The following is a 14,226-nucleotide window of genomic DNA, read 5'->3' on the forward strand; positions in this document are numbered from 1 at the left end:
ATGCCGCAGGCTTTACGGCTACGCTCTCCCAAGGCTCAAGGCAAGTGCGAGAGTACAAGTTCGTAATTCATAATTATTTTGGCGTATTTGTCTCCTGATTCGCTAGGCTATGTATATCCTGGTTCTTCTGAAGCGTACTATGGATTTTGAAAGCAAAGCCAATGCCCCAACTCCCACAGACAACATAGAGTTTGCTCAACCAATTACTACCCGTAAGCCATTAGAATTGCTACGAGATACTGAGGCTTTGCTACGTCGCCCAACGGTAGCAACACTGTCGCCGATTTTGCCACCAAAACTGAGCAATAAATTCCAAGCAACGTCATCTTTGGCAGATGATTCTTTTAAAGAATTGGCAGAAATTGACCTAGACACTATTAGTGATTTTGAATTGCGACATGCACGAATTGGTGTTGGCTTAAGCTTTGTTGGTTTTGGGGCGCTAATGATATTAGTGCTGCTGCTGTACTTAAACACGTTGCGTCCAGAACTCAGTACAGGTGAGCAGATTCGACAATATTGGTATCAATATGTTTGGTTTGTCAGTTTGGGTGTTACAGGAATGTTTATGTTGGGCCGTGAAGCAATGCGTCCTATGCCAAGGCGACGGAAATCAAAATAGCAAGTGCTGAGTAAAAGTAATTCGTAATACCTTACGGCTTCGCGTAGCGTTTCACAGGAAAGGTTTCTCTACGCGATGCTGCACCTACCTTGCTTAAGAGTAAGGGTACGCCTACGGTCATTAAGTTTTATAACGGGGATTTAGAAAGAGCCACAAAACTTGCCGATGATGAAGAGGGACTTAAACCCTCAGAATTGGTTAAAGGTTATGAATCACGATGCTTTCATCGTTCCACCAGGTTCAAAGATTTCTCTGAAAAAAAACTATGACCCAGCCTATAAAACTGAGTTTCATGAAAAAGCTGATGCTGCAACTAAATTACAGGTAGATATTGAACGACTAGCAAATTACCAAAATATTCTCTACGCTCAAAACACTTATGCCTTGTTGATTATTTTTCAGGCAATGGATGCTGCTGGTAAAGATAGCACAATTAAACATGTAACCTCTGGTGTGAACCCGCAAGGATTTCAGGTGTTTAGTTTCAAGGGGCCTAGTGCGGAAGAATTAGACCATGACTACCTGTGGCGAACAACTAAGGCTTTACCAGAAAGAGGTCGAATTGGAATATTCAACCGTTCATACTATGAAGAAGTATTAGTGGTTCGTGTCCATCCAGAAATGCTGAAAAAACAACAACTTCCCCACTTACCTGAAGGAAATAAGATATGGAAGCAGCGTTTTGAAGAAATCAATAACTTTGAAAAATATTTGGTAAATAACGGTGTAATTATCCTGAAGTTTTTTCTGAATGTCTCAAAAGCAGAGCAGAAAAAACGCTTCTTACAACGGATTGATTTTCCTGAAAAAAATTGGAAGTTTTCAGATAGCGATGTCCGAGAACGAGCTTTTTGGGATGATTATATGAATGCTTATGAAGAAGTTTTCAACAATACTAGTACAGAATGGGCCCCGTGGTATATTATTCCTGCCAATCGCAAATGGTTTACACGCCTGACTGTTGCCAATATCGTCTGCACAAAATTACAAGAACTAAATCTGCAATACCCGACAGTTAGTGAAGAACATAAACAGCAACTTTTGCAGGCAAAACGCATTTTAGAACAGGAAGATTGAGTTATTTATTTAAGAAATCAAGCGTAAAAATCACAGAATTGTGTATGATTTATTTATTAAAGATAAAATTAATTAATTATTTTTGTAACTAAATAAGTTTGTCTGATAGTGACAGGCAAAAAATCATGACTCAGATGGCAGAAAATGCCAAAAATCATCTACCTCACTTTAATAATGCTGCCTTTGATATTGTGGCGATCGCGTGCAAGCGACTTCAGTCGTGGGCTTGAATTACGAATTACGTTAGCGAGTCCTCGAGCGTCATTATCAATTACGAATTATGTTGACGGCACGCTTTCCTTATCACAGTCGGAATTAGTACATTTTTTACGTCATAAGGCTGACTTATTATTTGAATCGGTTGCAGCCACTTACAAAAATAGAGCGATCGCCCTTGTGCTAACTGGAACGGGTAGCGACGGCGCGATGGGAGTAAAAGCAATTAAAAAAATGGGCGGTATGATTATTGTTCAAGACGTAAAAACCGCCGAATTTTCCGGGATGCCTTCCGCCGCAATTCAAACTGGCAATGTAGATTTTATTCTTCGCCTCGATGAAATCTCCAGCGCCTTGGTAACTTTGGTCATGGGAGAATCTTAACTAAGGGACTTCCAGAAAATAAATTATCCAATTTACTCAGATAATATTTTTCTTTCTCCCCCTGCTAAGAGCTAATAGCCCCCCTGCCTACACTGCGATCGGATATTTTTTTAGTTGGAAGTCCTAAGCTGAGGGGCTGAGGAAATATATTTTAAAATGCAACTTGGTGTCAACATAGTTTAAGTTACAGCAGATTGCAACAGGCGTGAGGTACAGATAATCGTAGGGGCACAACATGTTCATGCGTGCCATCAAAACGACTTTCTTTCCCCCAGCAAGAACAGCAAGAACTGCCCCCTTGCCTTAACAGCGATGGGATATTTACGATAAATCCCGCAAAGTTTCTTTGGTGGACTATTAGTTTAAACTATTGAAAAATCCAAAATCCAAAATTGATTGACTCTGTGCTTACTCAGTTACCGACTATCAACGCCCTGAAACAACCCACTAGCTCTACTTGGGTTGAACAAGCGATCGCTAATTTAGATATCATCTTACTCGACCACTCGCACTGTGAACGCAAAGCAGCAGGCGTAGCCTTGAACATGATGTTTCGCTACCCTTCCAATACTAAAATGGTTCGGGAACTAACTGCGATCGCCCGCGAAGAACTAGAACACTTTGAGCTAGTTAACCAATGGTTAGAACGCCGGAATATTCCCCTAGCTCCCCTACCACCGCCTCCCTACGGCGCTCTTTTAAAAGCTGCTGTCCGCCCTAAAGAACCTGAGCGATTCCTGGATTCCTTACTAGTCATTGGTTTAATAGAAGCTCGCTCTCACGAACGCCTGGGACTATTAGCTGCTCACTGTCCAGAGCCAGAGTTAGCAAAATTTTATCGTGGGCTAATGGCATCCGAAGCGCGTCACTACGGTATATATTGGGTTTTAGCTGCTACTTATTTCGACAAAGAAATTGTCATGCAACGGCTTGATGAATTAGCAATTGTCGAAAGTGAGTTGCTGGCGACTTTGCACCCAGAACCTAGAATTCACAGTTAGTAGACTAAGGTAACAGATATGAAGCTTCAGTTAACACACCTGAGACTGCTTGTCTCCAACTATAAAGATTCTTTTCTGTTCTACCGGGATCTGCTGAAATTTGATGTCGATTGGGGCGATGAAGATAGCGGATATGCTGAGTTTAATACCGGATATCTTAAGCTCGGTTTGTTCAAAAAAGAATTAATGGCTGAAGTAGTTCCAAGAATCGAACAGCCTTCATATATTGCCAATCGAGATAAAATTGTCTTGATTTTCGCAGTCGATAACGTGGATGAGGTCTATCAGCAAGTAAAAGATCACAATGCGATCGTTGTGACTCAACCACAAGATCGCCCCGACTGGGGAATCCGCACAGCTCATTTTCGCGATCCTGATGGCAATCTCATCGAAATCTACAACAATTTAGGAATTGTCAGTTAAAAGTTCGCTGTTAGTTTGATTTATTATTGCCCACTTACTTATTGCACTATCAATACGTCCCCCTACAATTTTAGGCATTTCTAGCCTTCCAAATTCCTTGGTAATTAAAGCTAGAATAATGTTTAATTACAGTTTTAATCAGGCTAGCTTCCACTATTCAGGTTCACTGTCTATAGCAGTCCTAAATCATTTGTGAAAGTTTCTGTTGATTCTTCTCTCTGTGTTCTCTGCGCCTCTGTGGTTCGATTAAAAAGTAATTTTCACAACTCAGATAGGATTGCTATATATAGGATGCTGGCTTTTTCTTCAGCACTCTATTCATAAAACCAATAACCAAAATATAAAGAATTGGCGCAATTTTTGGTCTGATTAAAATAATTCGTAATTCGTAATTCGTAATTCGTAAATTTTGTTTTGCATTAGCGAACGCGAGTGCGTCTCTAAGAGTTGCGTTAGCGAGTCCGCGTTCGCTTTTAGCGTCTCTTCGAGAGCGTCCGGGGATTTTAACCCCACCGCAAAACTTGTCGCGATTTAGAAGCGAGGGACTTAGACCCCTCAAAAATGTTAATGTCTATAATAACTTCAGATAAATTGTATCATTTAGATTTGAATTAGCCTTAAAATTCCTGATTAGTTTTTCCCATAAAATAATTTATTCGCTTAAACATATCTTTAAATTTTCTGAACTTATTTTTGCATTAGTACCAGCATATACAAATTTGCTTTTATTACTTATTTTATAAAATTCACTTTTATATTTTATTTTTTTACCTTTTAAGGGTGCGATTAAAGGAACTGCGATCGCAGATTTATTTATACAGACAGTACCAGGATTTAGGTAGTGGTATTATATAACCTTGTATACAGAAATGTTACTTGTTTGGGTAAATTTTTATATAGGTTTAGATTGGATTAACTAACCCTAAATTAAATAAAGCATTACCCAAACTTAATCAAAATCAAATATTTTTTATTCAGCATTATCTTTAAGTAACCAAACCATCCTCATGACATTTTCAAGACGTAAATTCTTTGCAGTAGCAGGTACAACTGCTGTCGGCACTTTGATGGTGTCTCCTTTAGAAGGTCTTCTTGCTAAACAAACTTTTGGTCGAAGATTTGGTAAAGGATATGGGCCACTTGTAGCAGATCCCAAGGGCTTGTTAGATTTACCCGCCGGATTTCAGTATCGAACTTTTTCTCTAACAGGTGAATTAATGAGCGACGGCACTAAAGTGCCTGGTGGTCATGATGGTATGGCAGCTTTTCCCGGCCCCAAAAACACAGTTATTCTGGTTCGTAATCACGAACTTAGCCCTACTTCTGATACACAAGTTCAGGGTACAAATCCTTACGATCCATTTTGTAAAGGTGGCACAACAAATTTGATTATTGGGCCTAATTGCCAGCTAATCAAACACTTCACTTCTCTAAGTGGAACTTTTCGTAACTGTGCAGGTGGACTAACTCCTTGGGGTTCATGGATTAGTTGTGAAGAAAACACCTCCACTCCGACTTCGTTTCCGCTAGGAGATAGAAACTATGTCTCGAAGTTCCACGGCTATAACTTTGAAGTTCCAGCTAGCACCACTACTCCTGTAAAGCCTGAGCCTCTAATAGCTATGGGAAGATTTAACCATGAAGCTGTTGCCGTAGACCCCAAAACAGGAATTGTCTATGAAACTGAAGATGCGGGAGATAGTCTCTTCTACCGTTTTATCCCGAAAGTACGTGGCAAGTTAAAGGAAGGAGGCACTCTCCAAGCTTTAAAATTCAAAGATATCTTTCAAGCACAAACCTTTGCGGATTTCCCCAAGCAAAAGCCGATGAAAGTCGAATGGGTGACGATTACTGAGCCAAATCCACCAGAAGATACTGTACGAGTAGAAGGTTTCGCAAAAGGAGCGGCCCAGTTTGCTCGTGGGGAAGGTATCTGGTACGGTAACGGTGAATTTTACTTTTGCTGCACAAGTGGTGGTGCTTTAGGGCTTGGCCAAGTGTGGCGCTATATTCCGGCTAAAGAGACAATTGAACTGTTTGTAGAGTCTACATCTGTTGCCGAACTGGAAAATCCAGATAACATAGTTGTTTCACCTTACGGCGATCTCATTCTTTGTGAAGATGGAGATGATCAGCAGTTCTTAGTAGGTGTTACTCCCAAAGGAGAACTTTATCAATTCGCGCGTAATGCTCTGAATACAAACGAGTTCGCTGGTGCTTGCTTCTCACCTGATGGTAAGACTTTGTTTGTCAATATCCAAACTCCTGGTATTACTTTCGCTATTTGGGGCCCTTGGACAAGTCATAACTGATATCAAGTTGTAATATTAACGTCAGCGACGCCGAATAGCCCGCACAACTCTTGGAGACGCTGCGCGTAGCAAGATCCCCGAAGTGGTACGACATGGTTCGACTCCCTTCTCCTGTCGGAGACGCTAACGCGAACGACTGCGCCCTTCTCTTCTTAGGCTACGCCCTTCGGCTACGCTCTCCCAAGGCTCAGGACAGGCTCAGGACAGGCTCAGGACAGGCTCAGGGCCAGCCGCTCACCAGCCGCTCAGTGACCACCGCAGGCATCGCTACTATATCGTTGAATTGTCGTTGACAAGGAGACTTGGGGAGGGGAAAACAATTCCTCTCCCCAAGTCTTTTCATTGACACCTTGAGAGTACCGCCTGAAATGGACTGTGCAAGAATTGCTATTTGCTGAGTAAATTGAGATATAGAACCAGAAATATTTTCTGTGTAAACTTGACCAGCAAATGGTGATGAAAAACTATTATCAAGATTTTTTAATTCGTGATTGGGTGCAAAGCGATCGCACAAGAGCCGCCGAAGTCATCAGTTATGTATTATCAGAATACGGTCTGGGTTGGGAACCAAAGGGCGCTGACCGAGATGTGCTGGGAGTAGAGGAATATTATTTAGCTACTGGGGGAGAGTTTTGGGTAATTGAACACCAAAGCCAGTTAGTAGGTACTGGAGCATACTACCCCATACAACGAGGCGAAAAAGCTGTAGAAATCCGCAAAATGTATCTTTTGCCCAGCATTAGGGGTTTAGGATTAGGGAAATATTTGTTACAACAGCTAGAAGCAGCGATCGCAGAGCGTGGTTTTGAGCAAATTTGGATTGAAACCGCCAGCGTTTTAGTAGAAGCAGTCAAGCTCTATGAAAGCAACGGCTACACTCCAGCAACGGGAGTAAAAACAACAAGGTGCGATCGCGTGTATCTTAAGTCATTGGTCAAACACAAATGACTTATGACTAATGACCAATGACAAAGGACAACCCTAAATGCACACTTGGATTAAAAATCTTACAGGCTTACTCAATCTTTTTCTCCAATCCCATTGTCCTCTGTGCCAACGTGCAACCTCGCAAGAATTTTGTCAAAATTGCACCAGACAACTGCAAAAATGTCAACGTCAAGACCCGATTTCTTTGTGGCAAGAGCCAATACCAGTATTTGGCTGGGGGGAGTATGGTGGCCCGGTGAAACGAGCGATCGCAGCGATGAAATACGAAAATCAACCCCAAATAGCTCGTCCCTTGGGTCACTGGTTAGGAGAAGCATGGTTGTTAAATTCACCAAGCCGAGATAACCAGCCTGTGGTAGTTCCCATCCCACTCCACCCTAGCAAGCAAAAGCAACGTAAATACAATCAAGCCGCACTCATAGCCCAAAGCTTCTGCGAAATAACTGGATTAAAATTGAAACTAAACGGTTTAGCAAGAGTGCGAGAAACTGAAGCGCAATTTGGTTTATCAGTATCTAAACGAGAAAAAAACTTGGCTAACGCTTTTGCTGTTGGCCAAGTTTTTCGCCATCGTCCCCCAAATGTCCCAGTGCTGTTAGTGGACGATATTTATACTACTGGTGCTACTGCTAGGTCTGCTGTGCAAGCACTTCGTCAATATGGAATTGTGGTTTTAGGATTAGTAGCAGTAGCCACTGCCGTCAAAGACGGATAAATCAAAAATTAATGGTCAGGTTTTAGCAGATTAAGTACATAAATTGACCGAATTACCCTATTTTTGTAGACAAAATTGCTTGAAATGTATGAATAAAGTTTTTGCGGCAGGTTTAAAACAACTCATCATTATTCCTGCCACATTGCTGGCAATAGGCATAAGTACAAGTGCAACTTTTGCTCAAAATAAGTTGTATAGTCCAATTCCTTTATCTAACAGTACTGAATTTTCCGATCGCCTCTCAGACAAAGACATTCCCACAGGTCAAGGTGGGTTTGCCCGTGATTACACAGTGAAGTTAGAGAAGGGCGATAATTTAGCAGTTGACCTGTCATCGGAAAACTTTGACAGCATCATCACCCTGCTAGGACCTGATGGATCGACTTTGGCAGAAAATGATGATGGCCCTGATGGTAGTAGCAATTCCCTACTATTTACTCGCATCGTAGAGACAGGGGATTATGTGATTCGTGTCCGGTCTTTTGGGGAAACTGGGATTGGGGCTTTTAAACTGAAGGTGACAAAGCTGCAACCGATTAAATGAAGGGAGTGGGGAGTAGGGAGTGGGGAGTGGGGAGTGGGGCAAAACAATTCCACTCAGCACGGGCTAAGGGACTTCCAAGAAATAAATTACTCAAATAAACGTAGACGCAAAGCGGTGAAGCAGCGCGGTCTTGGGGGTTTCCCCCATGAGCGACTGCTGTTAGCGCAGCGTTAGCGTTCGCGCAGCGTCTCGTAGAGAGGTACGAGCGTCACCCGGAGGGCTTGCCGCAGGCTACCACAGAGGCACAGAGAACACAGAGGAATGAGGAGAAGAGAGTTTTTTCGCCAGTTTTTTGGGTATTTTTTTATTTGGAAGTCCCTAAACGCCCCGCTACCGCTAACAGCACAGGGCAATCAAAACTCTTGAGGGTTATTGGTCATGGGTTATTCTCCTCATCCCACTCCCCACATCTTAAAAAACAGTCAATACACACAGAAATAAGGCTTCAGTCCACTCAACGACTGCGCCGTAGGTATCTCCTGTGTGTCCGCCTAATTTGTGGTTGAACCATGCACCAGTTAAAGTGGCGATCGCACTTCCAGCAATTATCATTGCCAGCGCGAGAAATAGCTGTTGTTTATCTATGAACCAAACTAAACCACTCAAACCAAACAGTAACAACAATCCTGGTAACAAATCTTTGTAAGAACGAATGGCTTGTTTGTGAAATGCACCTTTACCAGTTGGTTTCAGGTAAGGATATCGCGCGATCGCTACCTGTTGTCCCCAACGTCCCCAGCCACAAGCAGCCATCAGCAGCAACCAACGGTTTTCTGGCATATCCGTCAAAGCTGCTATTTTTAGTATCACCAAGGCGATCGCTGCCATTGCCCCAAATGCACCTGTAGCACTATCTGTCATCACCTCCAGCCGCCGATTTGGGTCGCCTACTGCCAAACCATCGGCAGTATCCATTGCCCCATCTAAGTGCAGTCCTCCAGTTATGGCAATCCAAACGCTGACTACTAAAGCACTACGAGTTAACACTGGCATACCCAGATAATCCATCCCCGTATCCAGTAATCCTAAAATTCCCCCAATTATTAAACCTACAACCGAAGCAAGACGTGCCACTCCCCGAAAGTCTAATCCGTCCAAATACGGTACTGGAATACTTGTATAAAATATAATACTAGCTGCCAGCTTTAACAGCAGCTTTTTCCACCACTGTTGCTGTTTCGTCATCTTAGTAACATTAATATATGGTTAATTGCTGAATAATAGACTTGGGTTCAGTACAACCAACATGAGCATACTTTAAAACTTTAGATAAGATTTACTTCTATTAGAGATTCTTCTTAAAAATTTTGTTATGCTGTTCTAAGTGGTAAATAAATAATCAAACGTAGTTTTTATACAAAATAAGGAATGATTCAGGAAATTAAAATTCCATCAGGGATCAAAATTAGTGTTTTGTATTCGTTAACTAAAAACTTACTCCAAATTATTTAGACGATTGCCCCACAAAATTGATATTTTTTAAATGTAGGAAGTAAACAAGCTATTCAATTATGACAGTTTAGCTATGTTGTCGCTCTCCTTAGCTCAATCGCTATTTTCCTATGAGTCACCATCTACCCGACATCAGGATACCAGCTCCGTGCATTATTAACACGGGCATCATTGTGAATAAGCTCGACATCCGGCGATTACTGACAGATTTAGGTCGAGTCCACTACATCTACACCCAAGAAGATAAGGTACTGAGCGAGGGTGAAGGGGATGTGATGGAAGTTTTCGCCAATCCGCAAAGGTCTACCTTAGTGGCTAACCACGCGCTATATCTGAATGTTTGTAGTTTTGATTACTTGGAACTCAAACAGTCGTCGCAACAAGAAACCTATTTTGATTTGATGCAAGAAGGAGTGTGTCTGCGGTTGATTCCCCGCTCAACCCCCATACAAGAGCGACGAGAGCGAAACTTCAATGTCAGCGCCATAGAAGCGATGATGGAGCAAGTCCTCTCTGCCAGGTGGGATGCAGAAATTGACGATGACTGTTCTGATTCTTTTTAAATAACAATTAGTACAGTATATACTCGTAAAGTTGGTAACTAGGTTAGTAGTGAACGCTTAAGTGTTCACGAAAACTCAATTGCCAGTTTTTATGTTTGTCCATAATTTAGCTAAATAATATTAATCTTGCCCTAATACCATTTGGTTTTATGGCTGCTAGTACCGCAAGGCGGAAGTCAAAAGTCACTCATGCTTTCATTTTGGGCTTTCTGGCTGTTTTGAAATGGTAGGTTTATTTCTGCCGCGTTGTACTAGTTATGGATTTGTGAAACTCTTTACCAATTAGTGTTTCACAATCCAAAATCTAAAATCGTTCAACTGAGCGTAGCCGAAGTCTAAAATCCAAAATGGTATGAGTGCGAATTTTTCTTTTGAATGTCTCGCTTGCTGTAGCCAAACCAAAGCTAGAGCAGGAGTCTTTTTCACTCCTCATGGTGTTGTAGAAACACCCAGATTTATGCCAGTGGGAACGCTGGCTAATGTCAAAACTATCACCCCATCTCAGCTACGAGAGACTGGGGCGCAAATGATCTTGTCCAATACTTATCATCTTCACCTACAACCAGGGGAAGCGATCGTGGCTGGAGGTGGTGGGTTGCACAAATTTATGGGTTGGAATGGCCCAATGCTCACAGATTCGGGTGGGTTTCAAGTGTTCAGCTTAAGCGAGATGCGGAAAATTACTGAAGAAGGCGTCACTTTCCGCTCACCCCATGATGGACGAATTATTAACTTGACACCTGAGCTATCCATTGAGATTCAAAATACTTTGGGGGCCGATGTGATTATGGCCTTTGATGAGTGTCCGCCTTACCCAGCGACTCGCCAAGAGGTTGAAACTGCAACTGAGCGCACTTATCGCTGGTTAGAACGCTGCATAACGGCTCATCAACGCAGTGAACAGGCGTTGTTTGGGATTGTGCAAGGGGGCGTGTATTTGGATTTGCGTTGTCGTGCGGCGGAAGCTTTGGCTAAGTTGGATTTGCCCGGATATGCCATTGGTGGCGTGAGTGTGGGAGAACCACCAGAAATGATGGCTGAGATTGTGAAAGTGACAGCACCGCTTCTACCGCCTGAAAAGCCGCGTTATTTGATGGGTGTCGGTACTTATCGGGAAATGGCGATCGCGATCGCATCTGGTGTAGATTTATTTGATTGCGTAATTCCCACCCGTTGGGCGAGACATGGTACAGCGATCGTGCAGGGCGGACGCTGGAATTTAAAAAATGCTAAGTTTCGTGAAGATTTTACGCCATTAGATGAAACTTGTCCTTGCTACACTTGCCAAAATTTTAGCCGGGCTTACGTATCTCATTTAGTGCGATCGCAGGAAATTTTAGCTTATACCTTGTTGAGCATTCACAACATTACCGAACTAATTCGCTTTACGCAGCATATTAGAGAAGCAATATTAAGCGATCGCTTTGTCACAGAATTTGGTCACTGGCTCAACTGAATGAGGGAGTGGGGAGTGGGGAGTGGGGAGATGGGGAGTGGGAGAGTAGAGAACAAATGACAAATGACAAATGACCAATGACCAATGACCAATGACCAATGACAAATGACAAATAACTATTGACCAATGACCAATAGCCAAACCATGTTAAGATATTTCTCAATTATGAACGCTGTGTTGGATAGTTGGATTTAAACAAACATGGAAGCAGCACTTTTATTAGCAAAACTGCCTGAAGCATACCAAATCTTTGATCCTTTGGTGGACGTTCTCCCAGTCATCCCCGTATTCTTCTTGTTGCTTGCTTTCGTTTGGCAAGCAGCCGTGGGATTTAGGTAAGTTAATCTATTTTTCAATTTATAGGACAGGTAAAATACCTGTTCTATTTTTTTGTGGCACTATGTTTTATAAAATTAATATTTATTAATAATTTGTAATAATTTAATATAATAAATAAGATGTGAATCAAGCCATGTCAATATGAAGCCTTGAAAGTCAAGCTTAGAGTCAAGGAGAAATCAGTTATGGGTAATATCAAATTCGTTAAAGAGAATAAAGAAGTAGTGGTGGCAGATGGTGCAAATCTCCGGCTCAAGGCGATGCAAAATGACATTGATATATATAAATTCATTGGTAAGATGACCAATTGCGGTGGTAATGGTCAGTGTGGTACTTGCGTTGTGGAGATAGTTGAAGGACTAGAAAATCTTTCCCCCCGCACAGACGTAGAAAACTGCAAATTCAAAAAAAAGCCAGAAAATTACCGCCTTGCCTGTCAAACTTTAGTGAATGGCTCAGTGAGTGTAGTCACCAAGCCTTAAGTTTTCAAATCTGCCACTGCTTCAATTTGTATCCAGTCAGTAGTCAAAATACTTACCAAAATTGAGTTTCCTGATTTTGAATTTTGAATTTTGAATTTTGAATTGGTATAACTGTGTCGTCGATGATGCTATCCTAATGTTGTTGACTGGAAATTTAAGAGAGGTTTTCTTGCCATGCAAGTTAATGACCTGGGGTTCATAGCGAGCATTTTGTTCGTACTAGTCCCCACTGTGTTTTTACTAATTCTGTACATCCAAACTGCTAGCCGCGAAGGTGGAAAAGATAGTTAAGAGTTTGTGTATCAAATAAAGAACCCCTGCACCATTAGTGTAGGGGTTTTTATTTCTCAACCACTAACTCTATTTTGACTTTAAGCGATCGTCCGCGCCAACAGTACCGGACAAGTGGCATTGACTCGAACATAGTCAGACAACGAAGATCCGATGAGTCGGTCTATATCAACAAAACTCTTAGCGATGGATGGACGACGATCTGGAGAACCGAGCAATAATAAGTCTATATTCAACTCCTCTGCCAACCGACAAATTTCTTCACCAGGTTTGCCACTGCTGATATAAGAACGAGATTGGATGCCCTGGTTTTTAGCTTCTGCAACTGCTGCTGCTAAAACTGGATTTTTGTTTGAACTAACTTCAGTTATTTCGGATTTTTTCCCGCCTAAATCTGTGGTAACATTTGCCAAAATTAACTCGCCGCCCTGAATATCTCGCAGTAAAAACAGTGCCAATTTCAAGCAGTTTTTTGCGGAATCAGAGTTGTCTATTGCCACCATAATGCGCTTAATTTTTTTGACATAAATATCATCTTTTACCAGCAACATGGGGCGAGAAGATAGCTGGAAAACATACTGACTGACTGAGTTGGATAAAATGGATTGCAGCCGCTTAAGTCCGCGTGAACCCATAATAATCAAGTCAGCATCGATTTCATCAGCTACTTGGCAAACTACATCTTTGGGGTCGCCTTCGCGCAAAATTGAAGAAACCTGGCTAGGATCTAAGTTCAAAGTTTGAATGGCATTCGCCAGAATTTTACCACCATTTTCCCATTTAGTTGTCATGGTAGCAGCAGTATTTTGTGCCTGAACAACATGCAAAATTGTAACTTTTGCAGATTCAAGAGAAGGAATTTCTCTCAGGGTTTTGAGCATTTCTTCTGCGTGTCCTAATCCCGATACAGCCAGCAAAATTTTTTTTATCATTTTACGTGATTGTTGTTAAGTTTACTTTAGTTATCGCTGTTATTACTTGGCTCAGGTCAGATTTTTACTGCCTTGCTCAACAACTTAGTCAGTAACTTGGCACAAATAAACTTTCTTTTTTAGTATTTAACACTCAAACAAATGACAAAATACAAAAAGCTCAACAAATATTTAAGTTCATTTGCACCTATTTACTTAAGATGATCAACTAGACTGCAATTATTAAGCATAGTCTCAATTTAGCTTGGATAACTTAATCAATTATGATGTTAGTTATCATTTTTTATCTATATTCACTTTTTTTAATTAGAAGTTAGTTAAGTATTGCAAAGAAATGCCAAAATATAGCCGTAGCCATTTTAATTAGGACGCAGCTTGCTTGAGAACGATTTCCATAGCATCACGTAAATTATCAGATTTAAGTAATAGCTTGCGAATTCTGCTTTTTAAAGTCGCCCAACACTTTTCA

Annotated in this window: 16 protein-coding genes; 14 read left to right on the plus strand and 2 right to left on the minus strand. The window is 41.5% G+C overall.

The features are described 5' to 3' along the window. Positions 1 to 139: 139 nt before the first annotated feature. The 9 genes from LC653_RS35890 to LC653_RS35930 all read left to right on the plus strand — a co-directional run bounded on the left by LC653_RS35890 (position 140) and on the right by LC653_RS35930 (position 8,242). Positions 140 to 622, plus strand: a complete 483-nt coding sequence (locus LC653_RS35890) for a hypothetical protein (protein WP_229499745.1) — start codon at positions 140 to 142, stop codon at positions 620 to 622. A 207-nt stretch (positions 623 to 829) separates the two neighbouring features. Next, positions 830 to 1,699 (plus strand): polyphosphate kinase 2 family protein, encoded by an 870-nt coding sequence (locus tag LC653_RS35895; protein ID WP_229499746.1) that lies wholly within the window; start codon positions 830 to 832, stop codon positions 1,697 to 1,699. A 144-nt stretch (positions 1,700 to 1,843) separates the two neighbouring features. Further along, positions 1,844 to 2,299, plus strand: coding sequence for a chemotaxis protein CheB (locus LC653_RS35900; RefSeq protein ID WP_229499747.1), 456 nt, complete (start codon positions 1,844 to 1,846; stop codon positions 2,297 to 2,299). A 404-nt stretch (positions 2,300 to 2,703) separates the two neighbouring features. Beyond that, positions 2,704 to 3,300, plus strand: a complete 597-nt coding sequence (locus LC653_RS35905) for a MiaE family protein (protein ID WP_229499768.1) — start codon at positions 2,704 to 2,706, stop codon at positions 3,298 to 3,300. Positions 3,301 to 3,318: 18 nt separating this feature from the next. Further along, on the plus strand, positions 3,319 to 3,723 hold the full coding sequence (locus tag LC653_RS35910) for a VOC family protein (protein ID WP_229499748.1): 405 nt from the start codon (positions 3,319 to 3,321) through the stop codon (positions 3,721 to 3,723). Between the two features lie 1,007 nt (positions 3,724 to 4,730). Next, positions 4,731 to 6,035, plus strand: a complete 1,305-nt coding sequence (locus LC653_RS35915; RefSeq protein ID WP_229499749.1) for an alkaline phosphatase PhoX — start codon at positions 4,731 to 4,733, stop codon at positions 6,033 to 6,035. 456 nt (positions 6,036 to 6,491) lie between these two features. Further along, positions 6,492 to 6,983, plus strand: a complete 492-nt coding sequence (locus LC653_RS35920) for a GNAT family N-acetyltransferase (protein ID WP_229499750.1) — start codon at positions 6,492 to 6,494, stop codon at positions 6,981 to 6,983. Positions 6,984 to 7,020: 37 nt separating this feature from the next. Then, on the plus strand, positions 7,021 to 7,698 hold the full coding sequence (locus LC653_RS35925) for a ComF family protein (protein ID WP_229499751.1): 678 nt from the start codon (positions 7,021 to 7,023) through the stop codon (positions 7,696 to 7,698). An 88-nt stretch (positions 7,699 to 7,786) separates the two neighbouring features. Next, a complete protein-coding gene (locus LC653_RS35930; protein WP_229499753.1) occupies positions 7,787 to 8,242 on the plus strand; it encodes a PPC domain-containing protein in 456 nt (151 codons plus the stop codon). 411 nt (positions 8,243 to 8,653) lie between these two features. Here the strand turns inward: LC653_RS35930 and cobS are convergent, their stop codons facing one another. After that, positions 8,654 to 9,427, minus strand: a complete 774-nt coding sequence (gene cobS / locus LC653_RS35935; protein WP_229499755.1) for an adenosylcobinamide-GDP ribazoletransferase — start codon at positions 9,425 to 9,427, stop codon at positions 8,654 to 8,656. 377 nt (positions 9,428 to 9,804) lie between these two features. On the opposite strand from cobS, the gene LC653_RS35940 reads away from it, so the two are divergent. The 5 genes from LC653_RS35940 to psbM all read left to right on the plus strand — a co-directional run bounded on the left by LC653_RS35940 (position 9,805) and on the right by psbM (position 12,825). Continuing rightward, complete coding sequence (locus LC653_RS35940) at positions 9,805 to 10,257, plus strand: hypothetical protein (RefSeq protein WP_229486645.1); 453 nt, start codon at positions 9,805 to 9,807, stop codon at positions 10,255 to 10,257. Between the two features lie 352 nt (positions 10,258 to 10,609). Further along, positions 10,610 to 11,713 (plus strand): tRNA guanosine(34) transglycosylase Tgt, encoded by a 1,104-nt coding sequence (gene tgt / locus LC653_RS35945; RefSeq protein ID WP_229499757.1) that lies wholly within the window; start codon positions 10,610 to 10,612, stop codon positions 11,711 to 11,713. Between the two features lie 201 nt (positions 11,714 to 11,914). Beyond that, the gene (locus LC653_RS35950; protein ID WP_006195022.1) at positions 11,915 to 12,052 is read left to right on the plus strand and encodes a photosystem II reaction center protein K; all 138 of its coding nucleotides are present in this window, start codon (positions 11,915 to 11,917) and stop codon (positions 12,050 to 12,052) included. Between the two features lie 185 nt (positions 12,053 to 12,237). Next, a complete protein-coding gene (locus tag LC653_RS35955; protein ID WP_229499759.1) occupies positions 12,238 to 12,534 on the plus strand; it encodes a 2Fe-2S iron-sulfur cluster-binding protein in 297 nt (98 codons plus the stop codon). A 174-nt stretch (positions 12,535 to 12,708) separates the two neighbouring features. Further along, positions 12,709 to 12,825 carry a photosystem II reaction center protein PsbM gene (gene psbM / locus LC653_RS35960; protein WP_229499761.1) on the plus strand — a complete coding sequence of 39 codons (117 nt, stop codon included), beginning with the start codon at positions 12,709 to 12,711 and terminating at the stop codon, positions 12,823 to 12,825. 80 nt (positions 12,826 to 12,905) lie between these two features. Here psbM and LC653_RS35965 read toward each other — a convergent pair whose 3' ends face one another. Then, positions 12,906 to 13,757 carry a universal stress protein gene (locus LC653_RS35965; RefSeq protein ID WP_229499763.1) on the minus strand — a complete coding sequence of 284 codons (852 nt, stop codon included), beginning with the start codon at positions 13,755 to 13,757 and terminating at the stop codon, positions 12,906 to 12,908. Positions 13,758 to 14,226 lie beyond the last annotated feature (469 nt).

The sequence above is a fragment of the Nostoc mirabile CHAB5784 genome (genome assembly GCF_020829645.1).
In the GTDB taxonomy this organism is placed as follows: Bacteria; Cyanobacteriota; Cyanobacteriia; order Cyanobacteriales; family Nostocaceae; genus Nostoc; species Nostoc mirabile.